The following is a 21,396-nucleotide window of genomic DNA, read 5'->3' as shown; positions in this document are numbered from 1 at the left end:
AGCCAAGCAGAGTGGATGGCGAAGAGATAGCAGAGGGGGAGAATGGGATGAAAATCGTACCGGTTGAGGATTTTGATCTGCGGCGGGAGGTCGAGTACGGCACGCCGGAGCAAAATGCAGCCGCCAAACGGATCGTGCAGGACGTAAAGCAGGAGGGCGATGCAGCGCTGCTCCGGTACACGGCAGAGCTCGACCGCACGAAGCTGACGGCATCGGGCCTGCGCGTGACCGAAGAGGAGCTGAAGGCGGCCTACACAAAGGTTGAGCCATCGTTCGTCGAAGCGATTTCGGCTGCGGCGCGCAATATTCGCGCGTTCCACGAGAGAGAGAAAAGAAACTCCTGGATGGATCTGCAGCCTGACGGCAGCATCTTGGGGCAAATCATCCGTCCGCTGAAGCGGGTCGGCGTCTATGTGCCGGGCGGGAAAGCGGCCTATCCGTCATCCGTCCTGATGAATGTCATTCCGGCCCAGGTGGCGGGCGTCCCGGAGATCGTCATGGTGACACCGCCGGCGACGGGCGGAAAAGAGGGCATCAACCCGTATATTCTGGTGGCGGCCGCGGAAGCCGGCGTCCATGAAATTTACCGGGTTGGCGGCGCCCAGGCCATCGCGGCACTGGCGTACGGCACGGAGACGATCGCGCCGGTGGATAAGATCTGCGGGCCGGGCAATATTTATGTCGCGCTGGCCAAGCGGGAAGTGTACGGTGCGGTCGACATCGACAGCATCGCCGGGCCGAGCGAAATCGTCGTGCTGGCCGACGAGCAGGCCGACCCCGAATTCGTGGCGGCCGACCTGTTGTCCCAGGCCGAGCATGACGAGATGGCGTCCGCGATTCTGGTGACGCCTTCGCGGCAGCTGGCGGACGCGGTCGCTGCCGAGGTGAAGCGGCAGCTGGAGAGCCTGCCCCGCCGGGATATCGCGGCGGCTTCGGTGGAGGGTTACGGAGCCATCATCGTGGTGGAGTCGCTGAAGGAAGGCATATCGGTCGTCAACCGGCTGGCGCCGGAGCACCTGGAGCTGATGGTCCAGGATCCGATGGCGATCGTCGGGCTGATCGAGAATGCCGGGGCGATTTTCCTCGGAGCGTACAGCTCCGAGCCGGTAGGGGACTATTTTGCCGGACCCAACCACATCATTCCGACAAACGGCACGGCCCGGTTTTCTTCACCGGTCGATGTCGATGATTTTATTAAAAAGTCGAGCATGATCTATTACAGCAAGGAAGCGCTCCTGAAAAACGGCGAAGCGATTATGGAGCTGGCGCGCGGCGAGGGGCTGGAAGCGCATGCACGGGCCATTGAGGTCCGGCTGAAACGCGAAATCGAAGGGAGAGACTAGAACATGACTAATCAAAGCAGCGAACGCCGTGCAAGCATCAGCCGCAAAACGAACGAGACCGACATTCAGCTGACGTTTGGCGTCGATGGCACCGGGGTATCCGAACTGGAAACGGATGTGCCGTTCTTGAACCATATGCTGGACCTGTTTACGAAGCACGGCCAGTTTGATTTGAAAGTGAAGGCCAAAGGCGACATCGAGATTGACGACCACCATACGGTGGAGGACATCGGCATCTGCCTCGGCCAAACATTAAGGGAAGCCCTCGGTGACAAAAAGGGCATCAAGCGCTACGCGAACGTGTTCATTCCAATGGATGAGGCGCTCGCTCAGGTCGTGATCGACGTGAGCAATCGTCCGCATTTCGAATACCGGGCGGAGTATCCTTCCAGCCAAGTCGGAAGCTTCTCCACTGAAATGGTGCATGAGTTTCTGTGGAAGCTGGCGCTGGAGGCACGCATTACGCTGCATGTCATTGTTCATTACGGCCAGAACACGCACCACATGATCGAAGCGGTGTTCAAGGCGCTGGGACGCGCGCTGGATGAGGCGACCAGCATCGATCCGCGGGTTACGGGGGTTCCATCAACGAAGGGAGTGCTGTAACCGTGACGATCGCCATTGTGGATTACGGCATGGGCAACCTGCACAGCGTCAGCAAGGCCGTCGAACGTCTCGGCACCGAGGCGCTTGTGACGGGCGACCGTGAAGCCATTCTTGGGGCTGACGGCGTCATCCTGCCCGGCGTTGGCGCGTTCGGCGACGCGATGGAGCACCTGCGCGAGACCGGGCTTGACCGGGTAGTCCGGGAGGCCGCTGAAGGCGGCAAGCCGCTGCTTGGTATCTGCCTCGGCATGCAGCTGCTGTTCAGCAGTAGCGAGGAGCATGGACAGCATGAGGGATTGAACATCTTACCGGGCAAGGTGGTCCGTTTCCCGGATGGGGCACTGAAGGTGCCCCACATGGGCTGGAACCGGCTTCAGTTTATGCAAAAGGACAGCCCGCTCTTGGCCGGCCTGACGGAGGGCCATGTGTATTTTGTCCACTCGTATCATGTGCTGCCGGACGAACCCGCCGATTTGCTGGCGGTAACGGATTACGGCCGTCCGGTGACCGCGATCGTGGGCCGGGGATCGGTATATGGCATGCAGTTTCATCCGGAGAAAAGCGGTGAGCTGGGCGTGCAGCTGCTGCGCAGCTTTTTGCGGCTGACGGGAGCGAAGGTCTAACGCCTTCTTGACCGGCGTGGAATAACAGGAAAGCGGGGAGAACGATGTCTTCATTTATCATTTATCCGGCCATCGATATTCGCGGAGGCAAATGCGTACGGCTGGTTCAAGGGGATTACAATCAGGAAACGGTATATAACGACAGTCCGCTCGAGGCCGCCAAGGCTTGGGAAGCACAGGGCGGTGCCTATATTCATTTGGTGGATCTGGACGGCGCCAAGGCAGGACGCCCGGTGAACGACGAGGTCATTGGAGCCATTGCCAAAGGCGTTCAAGTCCCCGTTCAAGTCGGGGGCGGACTGCGCACCCTGGATGACGTGAAGCGCCTGCTGGGCCTTGGCGTGAGTCGGGTCATTATCGGCACGGCGGCGATCGAGGACCGGGCCTTTACTGAGGCGGTGCTCGGCACTTATGGAGACCGCGTGGCGATCGGAATCGATGCGCGGAACGGTTATGTGGCGACACGCGGCTGGCTGGAGACATCGGAGGTTAAGGCAGAGGAACTGGCTAAAGAGCTGGCGGCCAAAGGAGCGGAAACGTTCATCTTCACCGATATCTCCCGCGACGGCATGATGCAGGGGCCGAACATCGAGGCCATCGTGTCACTGGCCAAAGCCAGCGGACGCACCGTGATCGCTTCGGGAGGCGTGACGGTCACCGAGGACCTGCTGAACCTCAGCGGACACCGCGGCGACGGCGTGGGCGGAGCTATCGTCGGAAAGGCGTTGTACACGGGCAGCATTCAGCTTACGAATGCGCTGCGGCGAATCGCTGAACAAGCATAAGCGTGAGGATAGAGAGAGCGGAAGCTCTCTTTTGCAGATATAAAGGGATAAACGGTAGTCAGACTACCATGTGAGCACGAAAAGAGAGGGAGCGAGGCCCATGCTGGCAAAACGAATCATTCCCTGCCTGGACGTTAAGGACGGCCGTGTGGTGAAGGGTGTTAATTTTGAAAATTTGCGGGACGCGGGCGATCCGGTGGAACTCGCGGCGCTGTACGACAAGGAAGGCGCGGATGAGCTGGTATTTCTGGACATTTCGGCGTCGGTGGAAGGACGCGCCACCATGGTGGAGGTCGTGCGGCAAACCGCAGGGGAAATCGCGATACCGTTCACGGTAGGCGGCGGCATTTCCCATGTCGATGACATGAAGCGGATTCTGCGCGCAGGCGCGGACAAAATCGGCATCAACACGGCGGCCGTCCTGAATCCCCAGCTCGTATCGGAAGGCGCACGCCGGTTCGGCTCACAGTGTATCGTCGTGGCTGTAGACGCCAAGTATAACGAAGCTTGGGGCGAGTGGGAGGTCTACACGCACGGCGGACGCAAAGCCAGTGGCATCCGGGCGCTGAACTGGGTGAAGGAAGCGGAAGCCCTCGGAGCGGGAGAGATTTTGCTGACGAGCATGGACGCTGACGGCACGAAGGACGGCTTTGACCTTCCTCTCACCGCAGCGGTCGCGGACGCTGTCCGGATTCCGGTGATCGCTTCAGGCGGAGCGGGGACGAAGGAGCATTTTGCCGAAGTCTTCACGCAGGGGAAGGCGGATGCGGGCTTGGCAGCTACCATTTTTCACTACAAGGAAATATCGATACCGGAATTAAAGCAGGACTTAAAGCAAAAAGGGGTTGAAATCCGATGAGCAGCAACATACAGCAATTCTCCCTGGAGCAGGTGCAGGGGCAAATCCGTTATGACGAGGCCGGCCTCGTACCCACCATTATTCAGGACGCCACGACGCGTAAAGTGCTGATGATGGCTTATATGAACGAAGAATCGCTCAAGCGGTCGATCGAAACCGGGGAGACCTGGTTCTGGAGCCGCTCGCGGCAGGAGCTGTGGAACAAGGGAGCGACGTCGGGCAACACTCAGCGCATTGTGTCTGCCAGCTATGACTGCGATGGTGACACGCTGCTGTTCCTGGTCCATCCGAAGGGTCCGGCATGCCATACCGGCGAGGAAACCTGCTTTTACCGCGGCATTGCCGTTCCGGGACAGGAGCAATCCGCCGATGGCGTCGGTGCGGCGGGCGAAGGAAGACACCGCTTTGCGGTGCTGGAGGAGCTCGAGCAGGTGATCGCGGAACGCGAGAAGGAGCGTCCGGAAGGCGCGTATACGACCTATCTTTTTGATAAAGGCGTCGATAAAATTCTGAAAAAGGTCGGCGAGGAAACCGCAGAGACGATCATCGCAGCCAAAAACAAGGACAACGACGAGCTGCGCCTTGAGGTCAGCGACCTGATCTATCACCTTCTGGTGCTGCTGCAGGAACGCAAGCTGCCCCTGGATGATATCATGGCCGAGCTGGACCGCCGCCACGAGCGTCCCCGCCGGGATTAGGGGGAAAACGCTATGTACATCGATTATCATACCCATCATGTCCGGTGCGGCCACGCCGTAGGCGAGCTCGAGGAATATGTGCGCCGCGCGGTTGACATCGGGCTGGGACAGATCGGTTTGTCCGACCATATGCCGCTGCTTCATGTGGACCCGGCTTCGTATTACCCGGAGATGGCGATGCCGATGGAGGAGCTTCCGCGATATGTGGAGGAGTGCCTGTCTTTGAAGGAGCGCTACCGCGGCCAAATCGACATTCGGGTCGGCCTGGAGGGCGACTATATCGAGGGCTATGAGGCGGAAATTGAGAAGATCGTGAACGCATACCCTTGGGATTATATTATTGGTTCGGTGCACTTTTTGGGCGAATGGGACATTACGGATCACCGTCAGGTGCAAGGCTGGGAAGGCAAGGATGTCCTGAAGGTATACGAAACGTATTATGATGCGGTGAAAAAGGCGGCTGCCACCGGCTTTTACGACATTATGGGCCATCTGGACGTGATCAAGCGGTTCGGGTACCAGCCAGGCCCCGAGGCTGCGAGCGAAGTAGAAGCGCTGGAAAACGCCGCCCTTGCCGCTGTCGCGGCCAGCGGGGTGGCGATGGAGCTAAATGCGTCGGGATTGTCCAAGCCCTGCGCAGAAATGTTCCCGTCCCGGCGCATGCTGGAGGAGGCCTACCGGTTGGGGATTCCGCTCACGGTAGGCTCAGACGCTCATGACCCGCTCAAGTTGGGCGAAAATCTGGAAGCCGCCCGAAACATGCTTTGGGAGGTTGGCTTCCGCGAACTCGTTGTTTTCGAAGGGCGGGAGCGCAGTCGGATTCCGCTGGAGCTATAAGCAGCCTTGTAAGTGTACGGTCTGCTGCAGGCAAGGGCCGTCTGAAGTGGCGCCGATGACAGGGGTGGAAACATTTTTTCCGCCGGACTCATCGGCGCGATTTCATTCCGGGAGCGAACCGATGTATAATCTAAGTATAGAAGACGGGTTATCAGGAGGGTCGTATGCAACATAAGCTGCGTATTTTTTCCGGATCATCGAATCCTGTTCTAACTGAAAAAATTTGCGATATGCTGGGTGCGGAGCTGGGCAGCGTTAAGCTTTCCCGTTTCAAAAGCGGGGAAATCTATGTGAACTATGAGGAAAGCATCCGCAACTGCGACGTCTTCCTCGTGCAGTCCCTGTCTCATCCCATTAATGAACTGTTCGTCGAGCTGCTGGTCATGATTGATGCGGCCAAGCGTGCTTCGGCCCGTACGGTGAACATTATCGTTCCTTACTACGGATATGCTCGCCAGGAACGCAAGTCCGCACCGCGTGAACCGATTACGGCCAAAATGGTGGCGGACGTGCTGACAACGGCCGGGGCGAACCGGGTCATTACTGTTGATTTGCATGCACCTGCTATTCAGGGCTTTTTTAATATTCCCGTCGACCATCTCACGGCGCTGGACCTCATCAGCGGTCATTTGAAATCGCTTCAAATCGACCGGCCGGTCATCGTGTCGCCGGACGCCGGAAGGGCGTCCACCGCGGAGAAGCTGGCGAATCACCTCGATTCTCCGTTTGCGATCATGATCAAGAAGAGACCTGCGCATAACGAGTCCGTCATTACGCATGTCATCGGCGATGTGAAGGGACGGACGCCGATTATCATCGAGGACCTGATCGATACGGGATCGACGATCGTCAATGTGGTCGAAGGCCTGAAGGAGCGCGGGGCGTCCGAGGCGATTGTATGCGCCACGCACGGCTTGTTCTCGGGCGACGCGCTGCAGCGGCTCGATCATCCCCATATCCGGGAGATCGTGGTGACGGATTCGATCGCCATCCCGGAAGCACGGCCGGAGAAGCTGCACATCTTGACGATTGCGCCAATGCTGGCGCGGGCCACACGGATTATTATCGAGGGCGGGTCGATCGCCACTTTGTTCAAGGACGCCGGGGTATAGCTGCCCCGGGGTCTTTTTGCGCTTACGCGGGGGATGGATGCGGTCTGGCCCCCTTGAATAAATTTCGATTGTAGATTTCTCTTTAGATATAAGAAAGTATAAGCTTCGAGGACACGGACTTCCTTATATCGCAAGAAAAGTTACCCATAAACGCGGTCTGTCTTCAATGAATTTACGTCGACGTACACTTTTCTTATAGTAGATTATGGCTTAGATGCCCCTTGCATCTTATGGTATACTGTTCTGGATAGATTGAACTTAAAGTTCGGCGTATGTACTCTCTGATTCCAGAGGGGCGAAGCGGTGGCTTCGGTTCGTTCTATCCAGCAATCAAGGAGGTGCCTTGCTTAGGAATGAACGATTATCATCTGCGGGCGGAGGACCTACACCAAAAAGTAATACCCATTCAAATGGATGCCAATTTCTTTTTTGAACGAGCGGTTCGGTCTCTGGACCGGCACCGATACGATAAGGCATTAAAATATTTTCGCAAAGCTGTTGAATATGAGCCGGAAAATCCGGTGAATCATTGCAATATGGCGGGTATATTATCAGAGATGGGCGATTATGAAGGATCGAACGCCGTTCTTGCGCACATTTTGGAGCATGTGGATGCGACCATGACAGAGTGTTACTTCTATATGGCCAACAATTACGCCAACATGGAGAACTTTGAGGAAGCGGAACGCGCACTGGTCACGTATTTGGAGGAGGACCCGGCCGGGCAATTTTTGGACGAAGCTGAAGAAATGATGGAGCTGCTTCAGTATGAGCTGAAGCGGCCGACCAAACTGAGCCGGATCAAGAGCCGCGGAGGCATCGTGGAGCACGAGCGCGCGCGGTCCCTGATGGAAGAAGGGAAGTTTGCCCAGGCGGCCGAGCTGCTGGAAGGCATCGTGAAGGAAGACCCCGACTTTCTTGCGGCGCGCAACAACTTGTCCCTTGCTTATTATTACATGGGCTTGTTCCGCAAAGCCAAGGAGACCATCGGCGAAGTACTGTCCCTGGAGCCGGGAAATTTGCATGGACTGTGCAACCTGGCGGTTTTTTACCAGCATGAAGGGGATACTGAAGCTTTAGATGGCATGATGAAGATGCTGGAGGTTACGGTTCCTTTTCATCAGGAGCATGTATTCAAGCTTGCGACGACGATGGGGATTCTGGGCCGGCATGAAGCGGCCTACGGTCATTTCCGCCGGCTGTTGAAGGATGACGAGCTCAACGATGATCCGAGCCTCTACCATTACACAGCGGTCGCCGCTTATAATAGCGGCAGAGGCAAGGAGGCGGCTCGTTACTGGAGCACGGCCATGAAGCTGGACCCGGAATCGGAAATTCCCCGGTTTTATTTGGACCAGCTGAAGGAGGGCTTTGGCGGAAGCGTCAAGCTCAGCTATCAATATCATCTGCCCTTTGAAGAGCAGCTGAAGCGGTGGGAGAAGGACGGGGAGGGCATGTCCGAGGAGATCAAGAACAACCCGCTGATTCGGTCTTCCTTCTCCTGGGCGCTCCGGTATGGAGATTCCGGTACCAAGCTGCAGGTCATCCGGGCCTTGGCCTGGATTGCCGATGACGAAGTCAAGGAGACGCTGATGACCTTCCTTGAAGACCCGGACGTGCTGAGCGAGCTCAAAGCTGAAGCGCGTCGGGTGCTGCGGGATCTCGGGGTTGAGAGCTCCGAACTTCCTGGCACGGCCGTCGGGGCAGCGGCATACCGTGAAGTGGCTGCGGGTCTGCCCAAGTGGAACGTGACGCTGCAGTCCGTCGTCGACAAGGCCCTGAAAAGCATGGAGACGGTGGCCGACCGCGCACAGAAAAACCATGTGCAGCAATTATGGCACCAGTTTATCAATAAGCTGTATCCTGAGACACCTCTCATCAGGCAGGCGGAGGGCTGGTCGGCGGCTCTGGAATACTTGACGGCCAAGAAGCACGGACGCGCCCTGACTTACCAGGAGGTGGCCCAGCGCTATGGCGTTTCGGTCTCCACGGTGAGCCGCAACGTCAAGCGGATCGACAGCGTATGTTCACTGGATGAAGAAAGCGATGATATTTTCCGGCCATTTACGGAGAATATCTAAATAGACCCATTCATTTCCGTTCGAAAAGGAGGCAATTCTCATGTACAAATCCATCGTTATCGGAACAGGACCTGCCGGCCTGACGGCCGCGATTTATCTGGCACGCGCCAACATGAAGCCGCTGGTTATCGAAGGCATGCAGCCCGGCGGACAGCTGACCACCACGACTGAGGTAGAGAACTTTCCGGGGTTCCCGGAGGGCATTATGGGCCCTGAGCTCATGGACAACATGCGCAAGCAGGCGGAACGTTTCGGCGCCGAGTTTAAAACCGGCTGGGTCAACAAAGTCGATTTCTCCAAGCGCCCGTTCAAGCTATCCGTGGAAGGCATGGGAGAGATTGAGGCGGAATCCGTAATTATTTCCACAGGCGCCTCGGCCAAATACCTGGGCATTCCGGGCGAGCAGGAAAACGTCGGACGCGGAGTCAGCACATGTGCGACCTGCGACGGATTTTTCTTCCGCGGTAAAAAGATCGTCGTGATCGGCGGCGGGGACTCTGCCATGGAGGAAGCCAGCTTCTTGACCCGTTTCGGCTCCAGCGTCACGCTGGTTCACCGGAGAGAAGAGTTGAGAGCGTCCAAAATAATGCAGGACCGCGCCCGCGAGAACGAAAAGATCATCTGGTCGCTTAACCGTACGCCGCTTGAAATCGTGGCCGGTGAGCACGGCGTGAAGGGACTGAAGGTCCTCAACAATGAAACGAACAAAGAAGAGCTGATCGAAGCAGACGGCGTCTTCGTGGCGATCGGCCATACGCCGAACACCAAGTTCCTCGACGGCCAGATTACGACCGACGAAATCGGCTACATTCAGGTGAAGCCGGGAACGACCGAAACGAACATTCCAGGTGTATTCGCCTGCGGCGATGTGCAGGACGTGCGTTACCGCCAAGCGATTTCAGCTGCCGGTACCGGATGCATGGCCGCCATGGACTGCGAGAAGTTCCTGGAAGGCAGCATGGTGCATGACTGGAGCGAAACGCTGTAAAGCGGATCAATACGAACATAGAAAAGGAGCCGGGGACGGCTCCTTTTTACATAACAATGGGGGAACGAGCCGCTACCTGATCCTGCCGAGGAGAGGTTTCCTCCTGTATGCGTGCAAATTTCTGTGAATGATTTGCAGGCAGGCGCTCGCCGGGCTCCACATTTATTCGACCAGGATGGAAACCGCGCTGTAGGCGAGAAGCAGGCCCATCGCGACGTTAAACGGGGTCTGGTATGCTGACAGCCATCGCTGAAATATGGAGCCGAACATGCTCCAACAGAAGGTGCTTATCACGCTCAAGAGTGCCAGAAACAAAGAGAAGCCGATCAAGGCCAGATGGGAAGAATGGTACGGGAGAATAAAGGTGGATACGGACGTTATGGCGTACAAAATGCCTTTGGGATTGATAAACTGCAGCAGCACCGCCGTCAGAAAGCGGTTGTTTTTGTCCTCCCTGCTGCTCGCTGCCTTCTTGCGGTGGAACATGATTTTAACGGCGAGATACAGCATGTAGGCCGCTCCAAGAATCGTCATCCACCACCGGATGCCGGGAATGAGATTCTTGAGCAGCAGATTGCAGTAACTGCACAGCAGTGCAACGACAAAAAAGCCGGCGCCAACGCCCAGACAAAATCCGATCGTTCGTCGAAAACCGTACCGGTGAGCAAACAGCATCGCCATAAAGTTGTTGGGGCCTGGGGTAAAGGTGCTCACTACAATATAGACCAGAAAAGAAAATACAGGCATCTTGGGTCTCCTCCGTTTGTATGTTATAATGTCCGAAAATTACGCTATAACGCATTTATACTTCATATTGTACATTGTGATCGTTATATTGTACATAATCGATTGGAAGAGGTGTGCCCATGGAAGAAATCAATCTGATCATCGCGCGGAATTTGAAGAGCATCCGTGACAATAAAAAGCTCAGTCTGGAAAAAGTAGCCGAGCTCACCGGGGTCAGCAAGACGATGATCGGCCAAATCGAAAGAGGCGAATCGAGCCCGACAATCACAACCATTTGGAAAATCGCCAACGGTCTCAAAATTTCGTTCACGTCGCTGATTAACCAGCCCCAGCCTGACACCAAAGTAATTCAGAAAAGCGAGGTCCAGCAGCTATCTGAAGACAACGGCAAATACCGGGTCTATCCTTATTTCCCGTTTGATGAAGAGCGGCGTTTCGAGATGTATGCGGTCGAGATCGATAAAGGAGGATTTCTCGCTTCGGAATCGCATGGTGAGGGAACGGAGGAGTACATTACGGTGTACGAGGGGGAATTGACCATCCGCGTGAACAACAGCGAGCATACCATTGGGAACGGCGACTCGATCCGGTTCAAGGCCGACCGGCCGCATACGTACCATAATTCCGGCGGCTCGCTGACGAGATTAAGCATGGTCATCTATTATCCGGCTTGAAGCTGGAAGAAGGCGACGCGGGTGCAAATCACTCGGTAATGAAAAGAGGAGAACTCAAGCGTACACCGACGGCAAAAAAGACCGGCTGCATGAGCCGGTCCCCGTTCATATTGTCAATAATGAGGCTTTTCAGTCCCTCTTAGAGCCAACCCTTCTGTTCGGCGATACCGATCGCTTCGATTCGGTTCTTGGCCGACAATTTGTTCAGCGTTTCGGAAATGTAGTTCCGAACGGTGCCGTGCGACAGGTGCAGGGTCGCCGCAATTTCGTTCGCTGTCCTGCCTTCCGCAATCAGCCGTAAAATGTCGCGCTCCCGCGCGGTGAGCGGGTTTTCCTGGCGGAACGAGCCAAAGACGAGCTCGGGTGAGACCTCGCGGTGGCCGGCCATGACCCGCCGGATGGCTTCGGCCAGCTTCTCGCTCGGCTCATCCTTCAGCAAATATCCGCAGGCGCCTGCTTTGACGGCCCGTTCAAAATACCCCGGCCGGGCAAACGTCGTTAATATGATGATTTTACAAGCCGCCATCTGCGCCTTGAGCCTTTCGGCGACCTCAAGCCCGGTAATGACGGGCATTTCAATGTCCAGCAGACAGACGTCCGGCTGTAATGACAAGATCTGGTCCAAGGCCTCCTGGCCGTCGCCAGCTTGGCCCACCACTTCCATATCCTCCTCCATATCGAGCAGCGAAGCGAGAGCGCCTCGCAGCAGACGCTGGTCTTCAGCGATCAGAATACGGATCATGCCGTAACACTCTCCTTCCCTTTAATAATAATCGGTACGGTAATGATGAGCTTGGTCCCGCCGGAAGTGGACAGCTCCAGCGTTCCGTCGATCAGCGCCAGCCGCTCGGACATGCCTTTCAGCCCATTGCCCTGACTCGTAGACAGCCCGCTTTCCTCCAGACCGACGCCGTTGTCCCGAATGATCATCCGGACGTCGGAAATTCCCTGCCGAATGGTAATACCGCATGCCGTGGCCCGGCTGTGCTTGATGATGTTGGTCGCTGCTTCCTTCAGGCACATGCTGAGGATGTTTTGCGTCAGATCGGGAATCCCGTTCAGGCGCGTATCCCCCTCGGATTCCAAGGTGATGTCAGCGCTGTGCAAAATCGAGCGCACTTCTTCGATCTCTTCCGCCACCGTTAAGGTCCTCATATCGGAAACCAGCTCACGTACCTGTCTTAAAGCCGCCCGGGAGGTCTCTTCCATCTCACGCGCTTCCAGCCGCGCCTTCTCCGGATCCTTCTCCGTCAGCCGCTGGACCAGCTGGCTTTTTAACGTGAGCAAGGATAGCGTATGTCCCAGCGTATCATGAAGGTCACGGGCTATGCGCAGCCGCTCCTCCTTTTTGACCAAAATTTCGATTTGCTCCTTGGCCTCGTTCAGCTGCAGCTCCAGCTGCTTTCGATAATTCATGGAACGCATGCCGAAGGGGGTCATCAACATAATCATAATAAAGGGAACGAGCGTTAAGTAGTCCGATACAGTCAGATGACGAACGTTTCCAAGGATCGGAAGCAAGATGGATGCCGCAAAGGCAGCCAAGGCGATCCTGAATTTCCGGTCATCCTGATAATTGCCGATAAAGTTGGCGGTAAAAAAGCCCATAAACGAATAAAAAGGGAGGTATAGCAAAGACAGCGTCACAATGATAATCATCTGAACGGCAAGCCAGAAGGCCGTTAACCTTTCGGAGAAAAAGAGCTGACGATACGACACGATAAAGATCGCGATCATGGCATAGCCGAGCACCATTTTGATGCCGCGCTCATAGGCCATATTAAACAACGGAATGACCATATACACGAGCCATACATAGGGGGAAAACCCGAGCGCTCTTGGGAAAATCTCTGTTTTTCGACGTGCCAATGGCATTACACCGCTTCCTGTTTCTTTCGTATATAGGTGGATAATACCATAAACAAGATGAGATATCCCAGCAAAATCAATACCGGCTGCCAGCTGGGGGAATGACCCGCGGCAATATCCCAGGCCCCGCTTCCAAAGTTATAGGAAGGCAGCCACTTGCCGATGCTCTGCAGGATGGCCGGGAAGCTGTCGATCGGAAACCACATGCCGCCCACGATCGCCAAAATCATATACACCATGTTGCTGACACCGCTGGCAGTATCGACCCTTTTCATCGTCCCGACCAGGGTACCGAGGGCCAGAAAAGGGATGGAGGCGAGCCATATCCACAGTCCGCTGCCAACCCACTGGCCAGCCGACAAATGGACGCCGTTCATAAGAAAGCCTGCAGCAAAAATAACAATAATGGAGAACATGTGCATAACCATCTGGCCAAACATTTTTCCAAAGAAATAAATGCTGAAGGGCAGCGGGGTAATCCGCATAAAGACCGACCAACCGTGCGTGCGCTCCTGGACCATGCGGATGCCCAGCGTCATGATCGCTGAACCCATCACGCTGAAAGAAGTCATCGACATCAGGTAACGCGCCTGCCATTCGGAGGCCCCTTCAATACCGGAATTGACGAGACGGGTAAAAATGAAATAGAACACGATCGGCATCAGCAAGGACCAAAAGACGTAGTACGGATTGCGGATAATCCGCAGCATTTCGGCCCGGCACTGCATGAATAACATCTGCATTAGGAAACAGCTCCCTGTGTGTCGTCATTATGAATCATGATTTCAAAAGCGTCGTCGAGCCGGCCCTGCTGGGTCCGGATATCGTGGACCGGAAGATGGTATCGGAAAATCGCGGCCAGCACCGCATCGGTATTGTCCGCCGTGACAGTCCAGCGTCCTTCCTGGCAGGTGCAGCCGTGGACGCCGGGAACCGGGATCAGGCGCTCGCGGATGTGCCGTTCGGTATCGGCACTCATCAGAGCGTGGCCCTCGAGCGACCTTGTATCGGTCGTAAAGGTCACGGAGCGGCTCGTCAGCTGGGCCGTGATCGCCTGTGGCGTGCCGTCGGCGGCAATTTTGCCGCGATTGAACAGGATCACGCGGTCCGCGGCGTCCTCGGCCTCCTGCAGGTAGTGCGTGGAGAAGAGGATGGTCTTGCCCCGGTCCGAGAGCGCTCGGACCTGTTCCCAAAAGGAGCGGCGCGCCGGTGTATCCAGGCCGACGGTCGGCTCGTCGAAGAACAGCAGATCGGGATTCCCTGCCAGCGCCAGCGCGAACCCGAGCCTCCGTTTCTGGCCGCCGGACAGCTTCTCCGCCCGTTTGCCCAGGTCTTCCTCGGTGAACCCGGCCAGGGCAGCCAGCTCCTCCAGCCTCATCGGCCGGGGGTAATAGCTGCGGATCAAGGCCAGCACCTCGCGCACCTTCAGGCCGTCGATCACGCTGACATCCTGGAGCATCGCCCCGATGCGCTGCTTGACCTGCGGCTGCTTCGGGTTTTGCCCGAACAGCCGGACAGAGCCGCTCGTCGGCTCGAGAAGCCCCAGCATCATCGAGATCGTCGTCGTTTTCCCGGCGCCGTTGGGCCCTAGGACGGCCACGATGGATCCTTTATCAATCGTGAATGAAACGTCATCGACCGCGGCTTTGCTTCCAAAACGTTTCGTGACATGCTGCAGTTCGGCAATATGTTCCATTGTGTCATTTCCTCCTATTGATCGGGTGAATCCGCATTTGATTGATCTACCGTTATCATAGACGCGGAGGCATCCCTTCGTTAGTGGACTCTGTCATGGAATGGAGGTGACAATTGTCATGTTTTTTGAAGAGATCAGGAAGTATAAGTTACGGGGCTTCTGCTACCTGTCTCGCAAGAAAAACTTCCTTTAGACGAGGTCTGTCTTCTTCGAAGGTACGTCGATAGACGTTTTTCTTACAGGATTTTCATATAGGGGGTAGGTCCGTCAAGCCTTCTGACAGAAGCGCTGGACCCACTTTCGGGTAAGGCCCGCTTCTCTTGACCGGAGAGAGGGCTTCAATTATAGTTGGTACAGTAGGAGCAAACTATTATTGAGGAAAAAAGGTGGCTTGTAACATGTCTGAGCAAATCTACGTCGGTGTCGACTTGGGCGGAACGACCATTAAAGTGGGCATCTGCAATCAAGCGGGACAGCTGATTCAAACGTATGAAGGTCCCACGGAAACAGATAAAGGCGTCGATACGGTTATCAACAATATTGAGAAATATGTGCGCCATATCGTGGAGCAGTCCCCTTACAGCTGGGATCAGCTGGCGGGCGTTGGGGCTGGGGTTGCCGGATTTACAAACGTCCGTGAAGGGATCATCATCCTCGCGCCGAACGTAGGTTTCCGGGATGTACCGATTCGTTCCATTCTGGAGCAGAAGATTGGCAAGCCGATCAAAATAGATAATGACGCGAACGTGGCGGCCCTGGGCGAGGCTTGGAGCGGCGCCGGACGCGGCATCGACAACTGCGTGTGCTATACGCTCGGAACTGGCGTTGGCGGCGGTATCATCATTAACGGCCGAATCTATCAAGGCTTCTCCGGACTTGCCGGTGAGCTGGGACATATCTCCGTCGTGCCGGATCTGGAAGCCATTCAATGCGGATGCGGCAAAATGGGCTGCCTCGAGACCGTCTCTTCCGCAACGGGCATTATCCGTATGGCCAAAGACGCCGTTGAGCGCGGGGACCGCACTTCCCTGTCGATGGTTGAGAACATCGCGGCGAAGGAAGTCTTTGATGCAGCCAAAGCCGGCGACGAAGTGGCGCTGCGGATCGTGAACCGCGCCGCCTTCTACCTGGGCAAGTCCATGGCTGCGGTTGCGGCGATTCTGAATCCGGAAGTATTCATTATCGGCGGCGGCGTATCCAAGGCTGGAGACATCCTGTTTAACGAAGTTCAGGAAGTTTATGCGAAGCTGACGCCGGAACCGCTGCAGCGCGGGGTATCGATCCTTCCTGCCGAGCTCGGCAACGATGCGGGTATCGTCGGTGCGGCCGGTTTGCTGCTCCGTTCGTAAGGAGATCCTGCGAGGTCGCCCATGGGTTAAAATGAGGGGTGACCTGGGTATACCAAGTATTAACGGGCCCATATTCCATAAGGGAGGGGAAAGCTGATGCTGGAGGAGAATAATACTGCGTCGGCCATGGCCACCCTGATTATTATTACAGGCATGTCGGGGGCGGGTAAATCCTTGGCCGTACGAAGCTTGGAGGATTTGGGATTTTTCTGTGTGGATAATTTACCGCCGGTGCTCATTCCCAAATTTGCGGAACTGATTGAACAATCGAAGGGGAAAATCGCCAAGGTGGCGCTGGTCATTGACCTGCGCGGCCGGGAGTTCTTTACGGCCTTATCCGAATCATTGAATTATATTAAGGACCATTTCACGATTCATTGCGAAATTCTGTTCCTGGAGGCGACCGATTCGGTCCTCGTGCAGCGTTACAAGGAGACCCGCCGGCGGCATCCGCTTGCGCCGGAGGGCATGCCGCTGGACGGCATTCGGCTGGAGCGCAAAATGCTGGAGGAGCTCAAGAGCTCGGCCACAGTGGTGCTCGACACGAGCAATATGAAGCCGGGACAATTGAAGGACAAAATTATCTCGAGATTTTCCCACTTGGAAAGCAATACCCTTTCGGTCAACGTAACCTCATTCGGATTTAAGTACGGTATTCCGATCGACGCCGATCTGATCTTTGACGTCCGCTTTCTTCCGAATCCCCACTATGTGGATAGCCTGCGTCCACACACCGGTCAGGACAGCGATGTGTATGACTATGTCATGAAGTGGCCTGAAACCCAGGCTTTTCTGACGAAGCTGCTGGATATGCTGCATTTCTTGATTCCCCAATACCGTAAGGAAGGCAAGAGCCAGGTGATCATCGGCATCGGCTGTACCGGCGGGAAGCACCGCTCGGTGGCGATCGCCGAGTACCTGGGCAAAATGCTGGGAGCCAGCGAGACCGAGACGGTCTCCGTCAGCCATCGGGATTCCGAACGTGATCGGCATTAAAGAGAGTGGAAGTGATGACAGTGGCAGAACAAAGAAGTGACCGTCCGCGGATCGTCGTGATGGGCGGGGGCACCGGACTGTCGGTCATGCTCCGGGGACTGAAGGAAATGCCGCTAGACATCACGGCTGTCGTCACCGTAGCAGATGATGGAGGGAGTTCGGGCATCCTTCGCAGCGAGCTGCAGATGCCCCCTCCCGGGGACATCCGGAACGTCCTGACGGCACTGGCCGACGTGGAGCCGCTGCTGTCGGAAATGCTGAGATACCGGTTCTCCAGCGGCTCGGGCCTGGCCGGACACAGCCTGGGGAACCTGATTTTGGCGGCCATGACCGACATCAGCGGCGATTTTGTAACGGCTGTGCGCGAGCTCAGCCGCGTTTTTGCCGTGCGGGGGCGGGTGCTTCCGGCGGCGGGCGAAGCTGTAATCCTGAACGCGGAGATGGAGGACGGCACCATTGTGACCGGTGAGTCGAAAATTCCGGAAGCCGGCGGTCGGATCAAGCGGGTGTTTCTGGAGCCTGCCCATGTCGAGCCGCTTCCGGAAGCGACCGAGGCCATCCGGGAGGCGGATGCCATCCTGATCGGCCCGGGAAGTCTATATACGAGCATTCTGCCGAATCTGCTCGTTCCGAAGTTAGCTGAAGCGGTCATGTCGTCGGACGCTATCAAGATTTTTGTATGCAACGTCATGACGCAGCCCGGGGAGACGGACGGCTACACCGTAAGCGACCATCTTCAGGCGGTATATGACCACGTCGGCAAGCATCTGTTCGATTATGTCATCGTGAACAGCGGTGAAATTCCGCCCCAGGTGCAGGACAAATATGCCGAGAAGGGCGCGAAGCCGGTGGAGCTCGATTACGACGAGGTCACCAGTCTTGGCTATAAGGTCATCGCCGATACGCTGGTCCTGTTCCGGACCTATCTGCGCCATGACGCCGACAAGCTGAGCCGACATATCTACCAGCTGGTTCAAAATTGGATTAAACGAAAGAGGTGAGTCCCGTGTCGTTTGCGGCGCTGACTAAAAAAGAACTGACCATGATCGAAGCAGAGCCCTGCTGCGAAAAGGCTGAATTGTCGGCACTGATCCGGATGAACGGGGCCGTCCAGCTTTCCAATAAAAAGGTGATTCTGGATATATCGACAGAGAATGCGGCCATCGCAAGACGCATTTACACATTGATCAAAAAGCATTTCCAGGCGCATACCGAGCTTCTTGTGCGTAAAAAAATGCGTTTGAAGAAAAATAATGTGTACATCGTACGTATTCCTGCACAGGTTCAGGAAATACTGAAGGAGCTGAAGATTGTCTCCGAAGGCTTCCTGTTCACCTCGCATATCCATCCGGATTTGGTCCGCAAACCATGCTGCAAAGGGGCGTATTTGCGCGGTGCCTTTATGGCAGGAGGCTCCGTGAACAATCCGGAAGGGTCGTCATACCATCTTGAAATTGCCTCGATGTACGAGGAGCACTGCCAGGCCCTTGTAGACCTCGCCAATGAATTTCATCTGAACGCCCGTTGTATAGAGCGCAAGAAGGGGTTCATACTGTATATTAAGGAAGGCGAGAAAATCATTGAATTTTTAAGCCTGATTGGGGCCCATCAGGCCTTGTTCAAGTTCGAGGACGTGCGGATCATGCGGGATATGCGGAATTCGGTCAACCGGATCGTGAACTGTGAAACCGCGAATTTGAACAAGACAATCGGGGCCGCCGTCCGGCAAATCGATAACATCAAGCTGCTCCAGAAGGAAGTGGGCCTTGATAATCTGCCGGACAAACTTCGGGAAGTGGCCGAAGTGAGATTGGCCCATCCCGATATGAACCTGAAGGAAGTCGGTGAACTGCTGAAGGGCACCGTCAGCAAATCCGGTGTGAACCACCGGCTGCGCAAGATCGACGAAATGGCCGAGAAGATTCGTGGCGGCTGAGCCTTTTTTCTTCTAGTTTCCTTCATGGTATAATGGTATAATGTTATAAAATGTGTTGTGTGTGAGCTATACAGATTGATCTAATAGGGGGTAAGTTTCCATGACAAAGCACCCGGTAGTTGTCCGTTTGAAAACGGGTCTCCATGCCAGACCGGCAGCATTGTTCGTCCAAGAAGCGAATAAGTACTCGTCTGAAATTTTCGTGGAAAAAGATGATAAAAAGGTGAATGCCAAGAGTATCATGGGAATTATGAGCCTTGCCATTAGCTCGGGTACGGAAGTAAACATCAGTGCTGAAGGTGCGGACGCAGAACAGGCTGTAACCGCTTTAGTCAACTTGGTGGGCAAAGAAGAGCTTGAAAACCAATAATAAACAATTATAGAATGGGCCCTGCGGCTGCGAATGATGCGGCGCTGAGGCCATTTTCTGCACAAAGCAGTCCGTTTCTCCTTGGGGAGGGCGGGCTGTTTTTTGCTGTCTGGCGGGATCTGGGACGATTTGGCTCTTATAAAAATAAATCCGCCATCCGATATCATAGCTATAGCCGTTCATGCAAGCGGCGGCAGCGGGGAAGCCCGGATGCATTTATTTTGATAAAGAGGGGTCAACGTATGGGGAAATGGAACAGTACCACAACCAACACAGATGATGCTGAAGGATCGGGGAAACGACGGAGGCTGACGATCGCGGAGCGGGACGCGATGGGCAGAAACCGGATTCTGCTGATCGCGATTCTGATCTCGACGCTGATGGCCGTGTCCACGGTCAAGCTGGGAAGCCTCGATAATCTGACGAGTCTCAACAACTTAAGCTTCTTGATTGATTTGGTGGTTCTGCTGGTGATGGTGTACAGCCAAGTCCGGCGTAAGCTGATTCATCAGGCGGCGGTTATTGCCATTACGGGGGTGGCGCTGACGATCCTCATTCAGGCGTTGGATTCCACCAGCCCGAGCAGCTTGTTTTCCATATACTATTTGCTCGTGTTGGCGCTGATCACCTTGCGTATCGTATTAACCTCGATCACAATGCTGTACGGCTTGGGGTTGATGCTCTACCTGTGCCTGCAAAAGGCTGATGAGGTTCAGCTCGGAACCAGTTCGAAGGACGGACCTTTAACGGTCATCATTATGTATGCGCTTGTATGTGTCATGGTGTTCCTGCTGCTGCGGGTGACCCGGTCCTTGATGAACAATATGAAAGTGGCAAGCGATCAGACCGAGCGGCTGCTGGCCGAGCAGAAGGAACAAAAGGAGCACGTGCTGGGCAGCGTTGCTGCGGTGACAGGCAGCATCGACGACCTGACGCAGGCGGTCGAGGATAACACCGCCTCGTTCCAGCAGATGAACGTCGCCTTTCAGGAGATATCGGGCGGGGCATCATCCCAGGTGGATTCCACCTATGCCATTAATGAGTCCATTAAGCAGATGAACGAGATGATCAAGCAGATGTCGGGCTCGACGGAAACGCTGCTGAGCCAGACAGGTACGGCGAACCGGCTGTCGGAATCCGGCAAGGACAAAGTGGAGCAGCTGAACGAAGCGATTATCGAATTTAAGGAAGAAATCGGCGCCATGTCGCAGGATATCCAGAGCTTGACAGGAAAGGTTCATGAAACGACGCAGTTCAGCCAGACCATTCAGGAGATTGCGAACCAGACCAACCTGCTGTCGCTGAACGCCAGCATTGAGGCGGCACGGGCAGGCGAGCATGGCCAAGGCTTTGCCGTGGTCGCCAGGGAAATCCGCAAACTGGCGGAGAATGCCTCGGACTCGGCGGAGAAAATTTCGCTCCAGCTTCACAGCTTCTCCGAGCTGATGAGCGACACCCTGATGCGGATGGATCAGGTTGCGGAGCGGATGCAGAAGAGCAGCGAGATGACGCATGAGACGTACGAAGCCTTTGAATCCATTAAAGAATCGGTGGCCGGACTGCTGCAAATTTCCGACGGATACCGCGGATTGCTTCAAGAAGTGGAGACGTTCTCGGGTTCCATTGACGAGTCCACTTCGCATCTCGCGTCGGTGAACGAGCAAACGTCGGCGACGCTGCAGGAATTGTCGGCTACATTGCAGTCCCTCCTCGGCAACAATGAGCAGAGCCTGGCCGGCATTAAGGAAGCGCAGAGCCACTTGAAATCGATCGTCAGCTGACCGTTTCATAGGCAGAAGATTATTTTTCTAACATGTGCAACATTTA

General features: G+C 55.6%; 22 protein-coding genes. 17 read left to right on the top strand and 5 right to left on the bottom strand.

The annotated features are described in order from the left end of the window. The first annotated feature begins 47 nt into the window (after positions 1-47). From hisD to trxB, 10 genes are all read left to right on the top strand, one after another. The gene (hisD, locus tag ABIE48_RS30860; RefSeq protein WP_192716172.1) at positions 48-1,343 is read left to right on the top strand and encodes a histidinol dehydrogenase; all 1,296 of its coding nucleotides are present in this window, start codon (positions 48-50) and stop codon (positions 1,341-1,343) included. Positions 1,344-1,346: 3 nt separating this feature from the next. Next, positions 1,347-1,949: an imidazoleglycerol-phosphate dehydratase HisB gene (hisB, locus tag ABIE48_RS30855; RefSeq protein WP_089549412.1), complete on the top strand. Its 603-nt coding sequence runs from the start codon at positions 1,347-1,349 to the stop codon at positions 1,947-1,949. Between the two features lie 2 nt (positions 1,950-1,951). Further along, positions 1,952-2,572, top strand: a complete 621-nt coding sequence (hisH, locus tag ABIE48_RS30850) for an imidazole glycerol phosphate synthase subunit HisH (RefSeq protein ID WP_192716171.1) — start codon at positions 1,952-1,954, stop codon at positions 2,570-2,572. A 44-nt stretch (positions 2,573-2,616) separates the two neighbouring features. After that, the gene (gene hisA, locus ABIE48_RS30845) at positions 2,617-3,357 is read left to right on the top strand and encodes a 1-(5-phosphoribosyl)-5-[(5-phosphoribosylamino)methylideneamino]imidazole-4-carboxamide isomerase (RefSeq protein WP_192716170.1); all 741 of its coding nucleotides are present in this window, start codon (positions 2,617-2,619) and stop codon (positions 3,355-3,357) included. A 100-nt stretch (positions 3,358-3,457) separates the two neighbouring features. Continuing rightward, a complete protein-coding gene (gene hisF / locus ABIE48_RS30840; RefSeq protein WP_192716169.1) occupies positions 3,458-4,216 on the top strand; it encodes an imidazole glycerol phosphate synthase subunit HisF in 759 nt (252 codons plus the stop codon). Continuing rightward, positions 4,213-4,914: a bifunctional phosphoribosyl-AMP cyclohydrolase/phosphoribosyl-ATP diphosphatase HisIE gene (gene hisIE, locus ABIE48_RS30835; protein ID WP_192716168.1), complete on the top strand. Its 702-nt coding sequence runs from the start codon at positions 4,213-4,215 to the stop codon at positions 4,912-4,914. Before hisF ends, hisIE begins: the two co-directional genes overlap by 4 nt. A 12-nt stretch (positions 4,915-4,926) precedes the next feature. Next, positions 4,927-5,751, top strand: a complete 825-nt coding sequence (gene hisJ, locus ABIE48_RS30830) for a histidinol-phosphatase HisJ (protein WP_192716167.1) — start codon at positions 4,927-4,929, stop codon at positions 5,749-5,751. 164 nt (positions 5,752-5,915) lie between these two features. Further along, the gene (locus tag ABIE48_RS30825; RefSeq protein WP_105445120.1) at positions 5,916-6,863 is read left to right on the top strand and encodes a ribose-phosphate diphosphokinase; all 948 of its coding nucleotides are present in this window, start codon (positions 5,916-5,918) and stop codon (positions 6,861-6,863) included. A 353-nt stretch (positions 6,864-7,216) separates the two neighbouring features. Continuing rightward, entirely contained in the window at positions 7,217-8,944 is a 1,728-nt protein-coding gene (locus tag ABIE48_RS30820; protein WP_192716166.1) for a tetratricopeptide repeat protein, read from the top strand. Between the two features lie 40 nt (positions 8,945-8,984). Beyond that, on the top strand, positions 8,985-9,932 hold the full coding sequence (gene trxB, locus ABIE48_RS30815) for a thioredoxin-disulfide reductase (RefSeq protein WP_105445122.1): 948 nt from the start codon (positions 8,985-8,987) through the stop codon (positions 9,930-9,932). 162 nt (positions 9,933-10,094) lie between these two features. Here the strand turns inward: trxB and ABIE48_RS30810 are convergent, their stop codons facing one another. Beyond that, positions 10,095-10,679, bottom strand: a complete 585-nt coding sequence (locus ABIE48_RS30810) for a LysE family transporter (protein ID WP_192716165.1) — start codon at positions 10,677-10,679, stop codon at positions 10,095-10,097. Between the two features lie 119 nt (positions 10,680-10,798). Between ABIE48_RS30810 and ABIE48_RS30805 the strand changes: the two genes are divergently transcribed. Further along, positions 10,799-11,353: a helix-turn-helix domain-containing protein gene (locus tag ABIE48_RS30805; RefSeq protein WP_192716164.1), complete on the top strand. Its 555-nt coding sequence runs from the start codon at positions 10,799-10,801 to the stop codon at positions 11,351-11,353. A gap of 139 nt (positions 11,354-11,492) precedes the next feature. Here ABIE48_RS30805 and ABIE48_RS30800 read toward each other — a convergent pair whose 3' ends face one another. Genes ABIE48_RS30800 through ABIE48_RS30785 form a run of 4 tightly spaced genes read right to left on the bottom strand, consistent with a single transcriptional unit; the run spans position 11,493 to position 14,918 of the window. Next, the gene (locus ABIE48_RS30800) at positions 11,493-12,095 is read right to left on the bottom strand and encodes a response regulator transcription factor (protein WP_076173179.1); all 603 of its coding nucleotides are present in this window, start codon (positions 12,093-12,095) and stop codon (positions 11,493-11,495) included. Next, complete coding sequence (locus ABIE48_RS30795; RefSeq protein WP_186326100.1) at positions 12,092-13,228, bottom strand: sensor histidine kinase; 1,137 nt, start codon at positions 13,226-13,228, stop codon at positions 12,092-12,094. Before ABIE48_RS30795 ends, ABIE48_RS30800 begins: the two co-directional genes overlap by 4 nt. Further along, the gene (locus ABIE48_RS30790) at positions 13,228-13,965 is read right to left on the bottom strand and encodes an ABC transporter permease (RefSeq protein ID WP_192716163.1); all 738 of its coding nucleotides are present in this window, start codon (positions 13,963-13,965) and stop codon (positions 13,228-13,230) included. The genes ABIE48_RS30795 and ABIE48_RS30790 overlap by 1 nt, the downstream gene beginning before the upstream one ends. Next, a complete protein-coding gene (locus ABIE48_RS30785) occupies positions 13,965-14,918 on the bottom strand; it encodes an ABC transporter ATP-binding protein (protein WP_192716162.1) in 954 nt (317 codons plus the stop codon). The genes ABIE48_RS30790 and ABIE48_RS30785 overlap by 1 nt, the downstream gene beginning before the upstream one ends. Before the next feature lie 398 nt (positions 14,919-15,316). On the opposite strand from ABIE48_RS30785, the gene ABIE48_RS30780 reads away from it, so the two are divergent. From ABIE48_RS30780 to ABIE48_RS30755, 6 genes are all read left to right on the top strand, one after another. Next, a complete protein-coding gene (locus ABIE48_RS30780; RefSeq protein WP_145027364.1) occupies positions 15,317-16,267 on the top strand; it encodes an ROK family glucokinase in 951 nt (316 codons plus the stop codon). A gap of 96 nt (positions 16,268-16,363) precedes the next feature. Further along, positions 16,364-17,263 (top strand): RNase adapter RapZ, encoded by a 900-nt coding sequence (gene rapZ, locus ABIE48_RS30775; RefSeq protein ID WP_076173174.1) that lies wholly within the window; start codon positions 16,364-16,366, stop codon positions 17,261-17,263. A gap of 14 nt (positions 17,264-17,277) precedes the next feature. Continuing rightward, the gene (locus tag ABIE48_RS30770) at positions 17,278-18,264 is read left to right on the top strand and encodes a gluconeogenesis factor YvcK family protein (protein ID WP_076173173.1); all 987 of its coding nucleotides are present in this window, start codon (positions 17,278-17,280) and stop codon (positions 18,262-18,264) included. 5 nt (positions 18,265-18,269) lie between these two features. Continuing rightward, positions 18,270-19,199 (top strand): DNA-binding protein WhiA, encoded by a 930-nt coding sequence (gene whiA, locus ABIE48_RS30765; protein WP_116233099.1) that lies wholly within the window; start codon positions 18,270-18,272, stop codon positions 19,197-19,199. Between the two features lie 100 nt (positions 19,200-19,299). After that, positions 19,300-19,569, top strand: coding sequence for an HPr family phosphocarrier protein (locus ABIE48_RS30760; protein ID WP_076173171.1), 270 nt, complete (start codon positions 19,300-19,302; stop codon positions 19,567-19,569). A 242-nt stretch (positions 19,570-19,811) separates the two neighbouring features. After that, a complete protein-coding gene (locus ABIE48_RS30755; RefSeq protein ID WP_186326099.1) occupies positions 19,812-21,350 on the top strand; it encodes a methyl-accepting chemotaxis protein in 1,539 nt (512 codons plus the stop codon). Positions 21,351-21,396 lie beyond the last annotated feature (46 nt).

The sequence above is a fragment of the Paenibacillus sp. OAE614 genome, from assembly GCF_040546645.1.
Taxonomy (GTDB): domain Bacteria; phylum Bacillota; class Bacilli; order Paenibacillales; family Paenibacillaceae; genus Paenibacillus_AQ; species Paenibacillus_AQ favisporus.
This window is presented reverse-complemented; position numbering and strand designations above follow the sequence as displayed.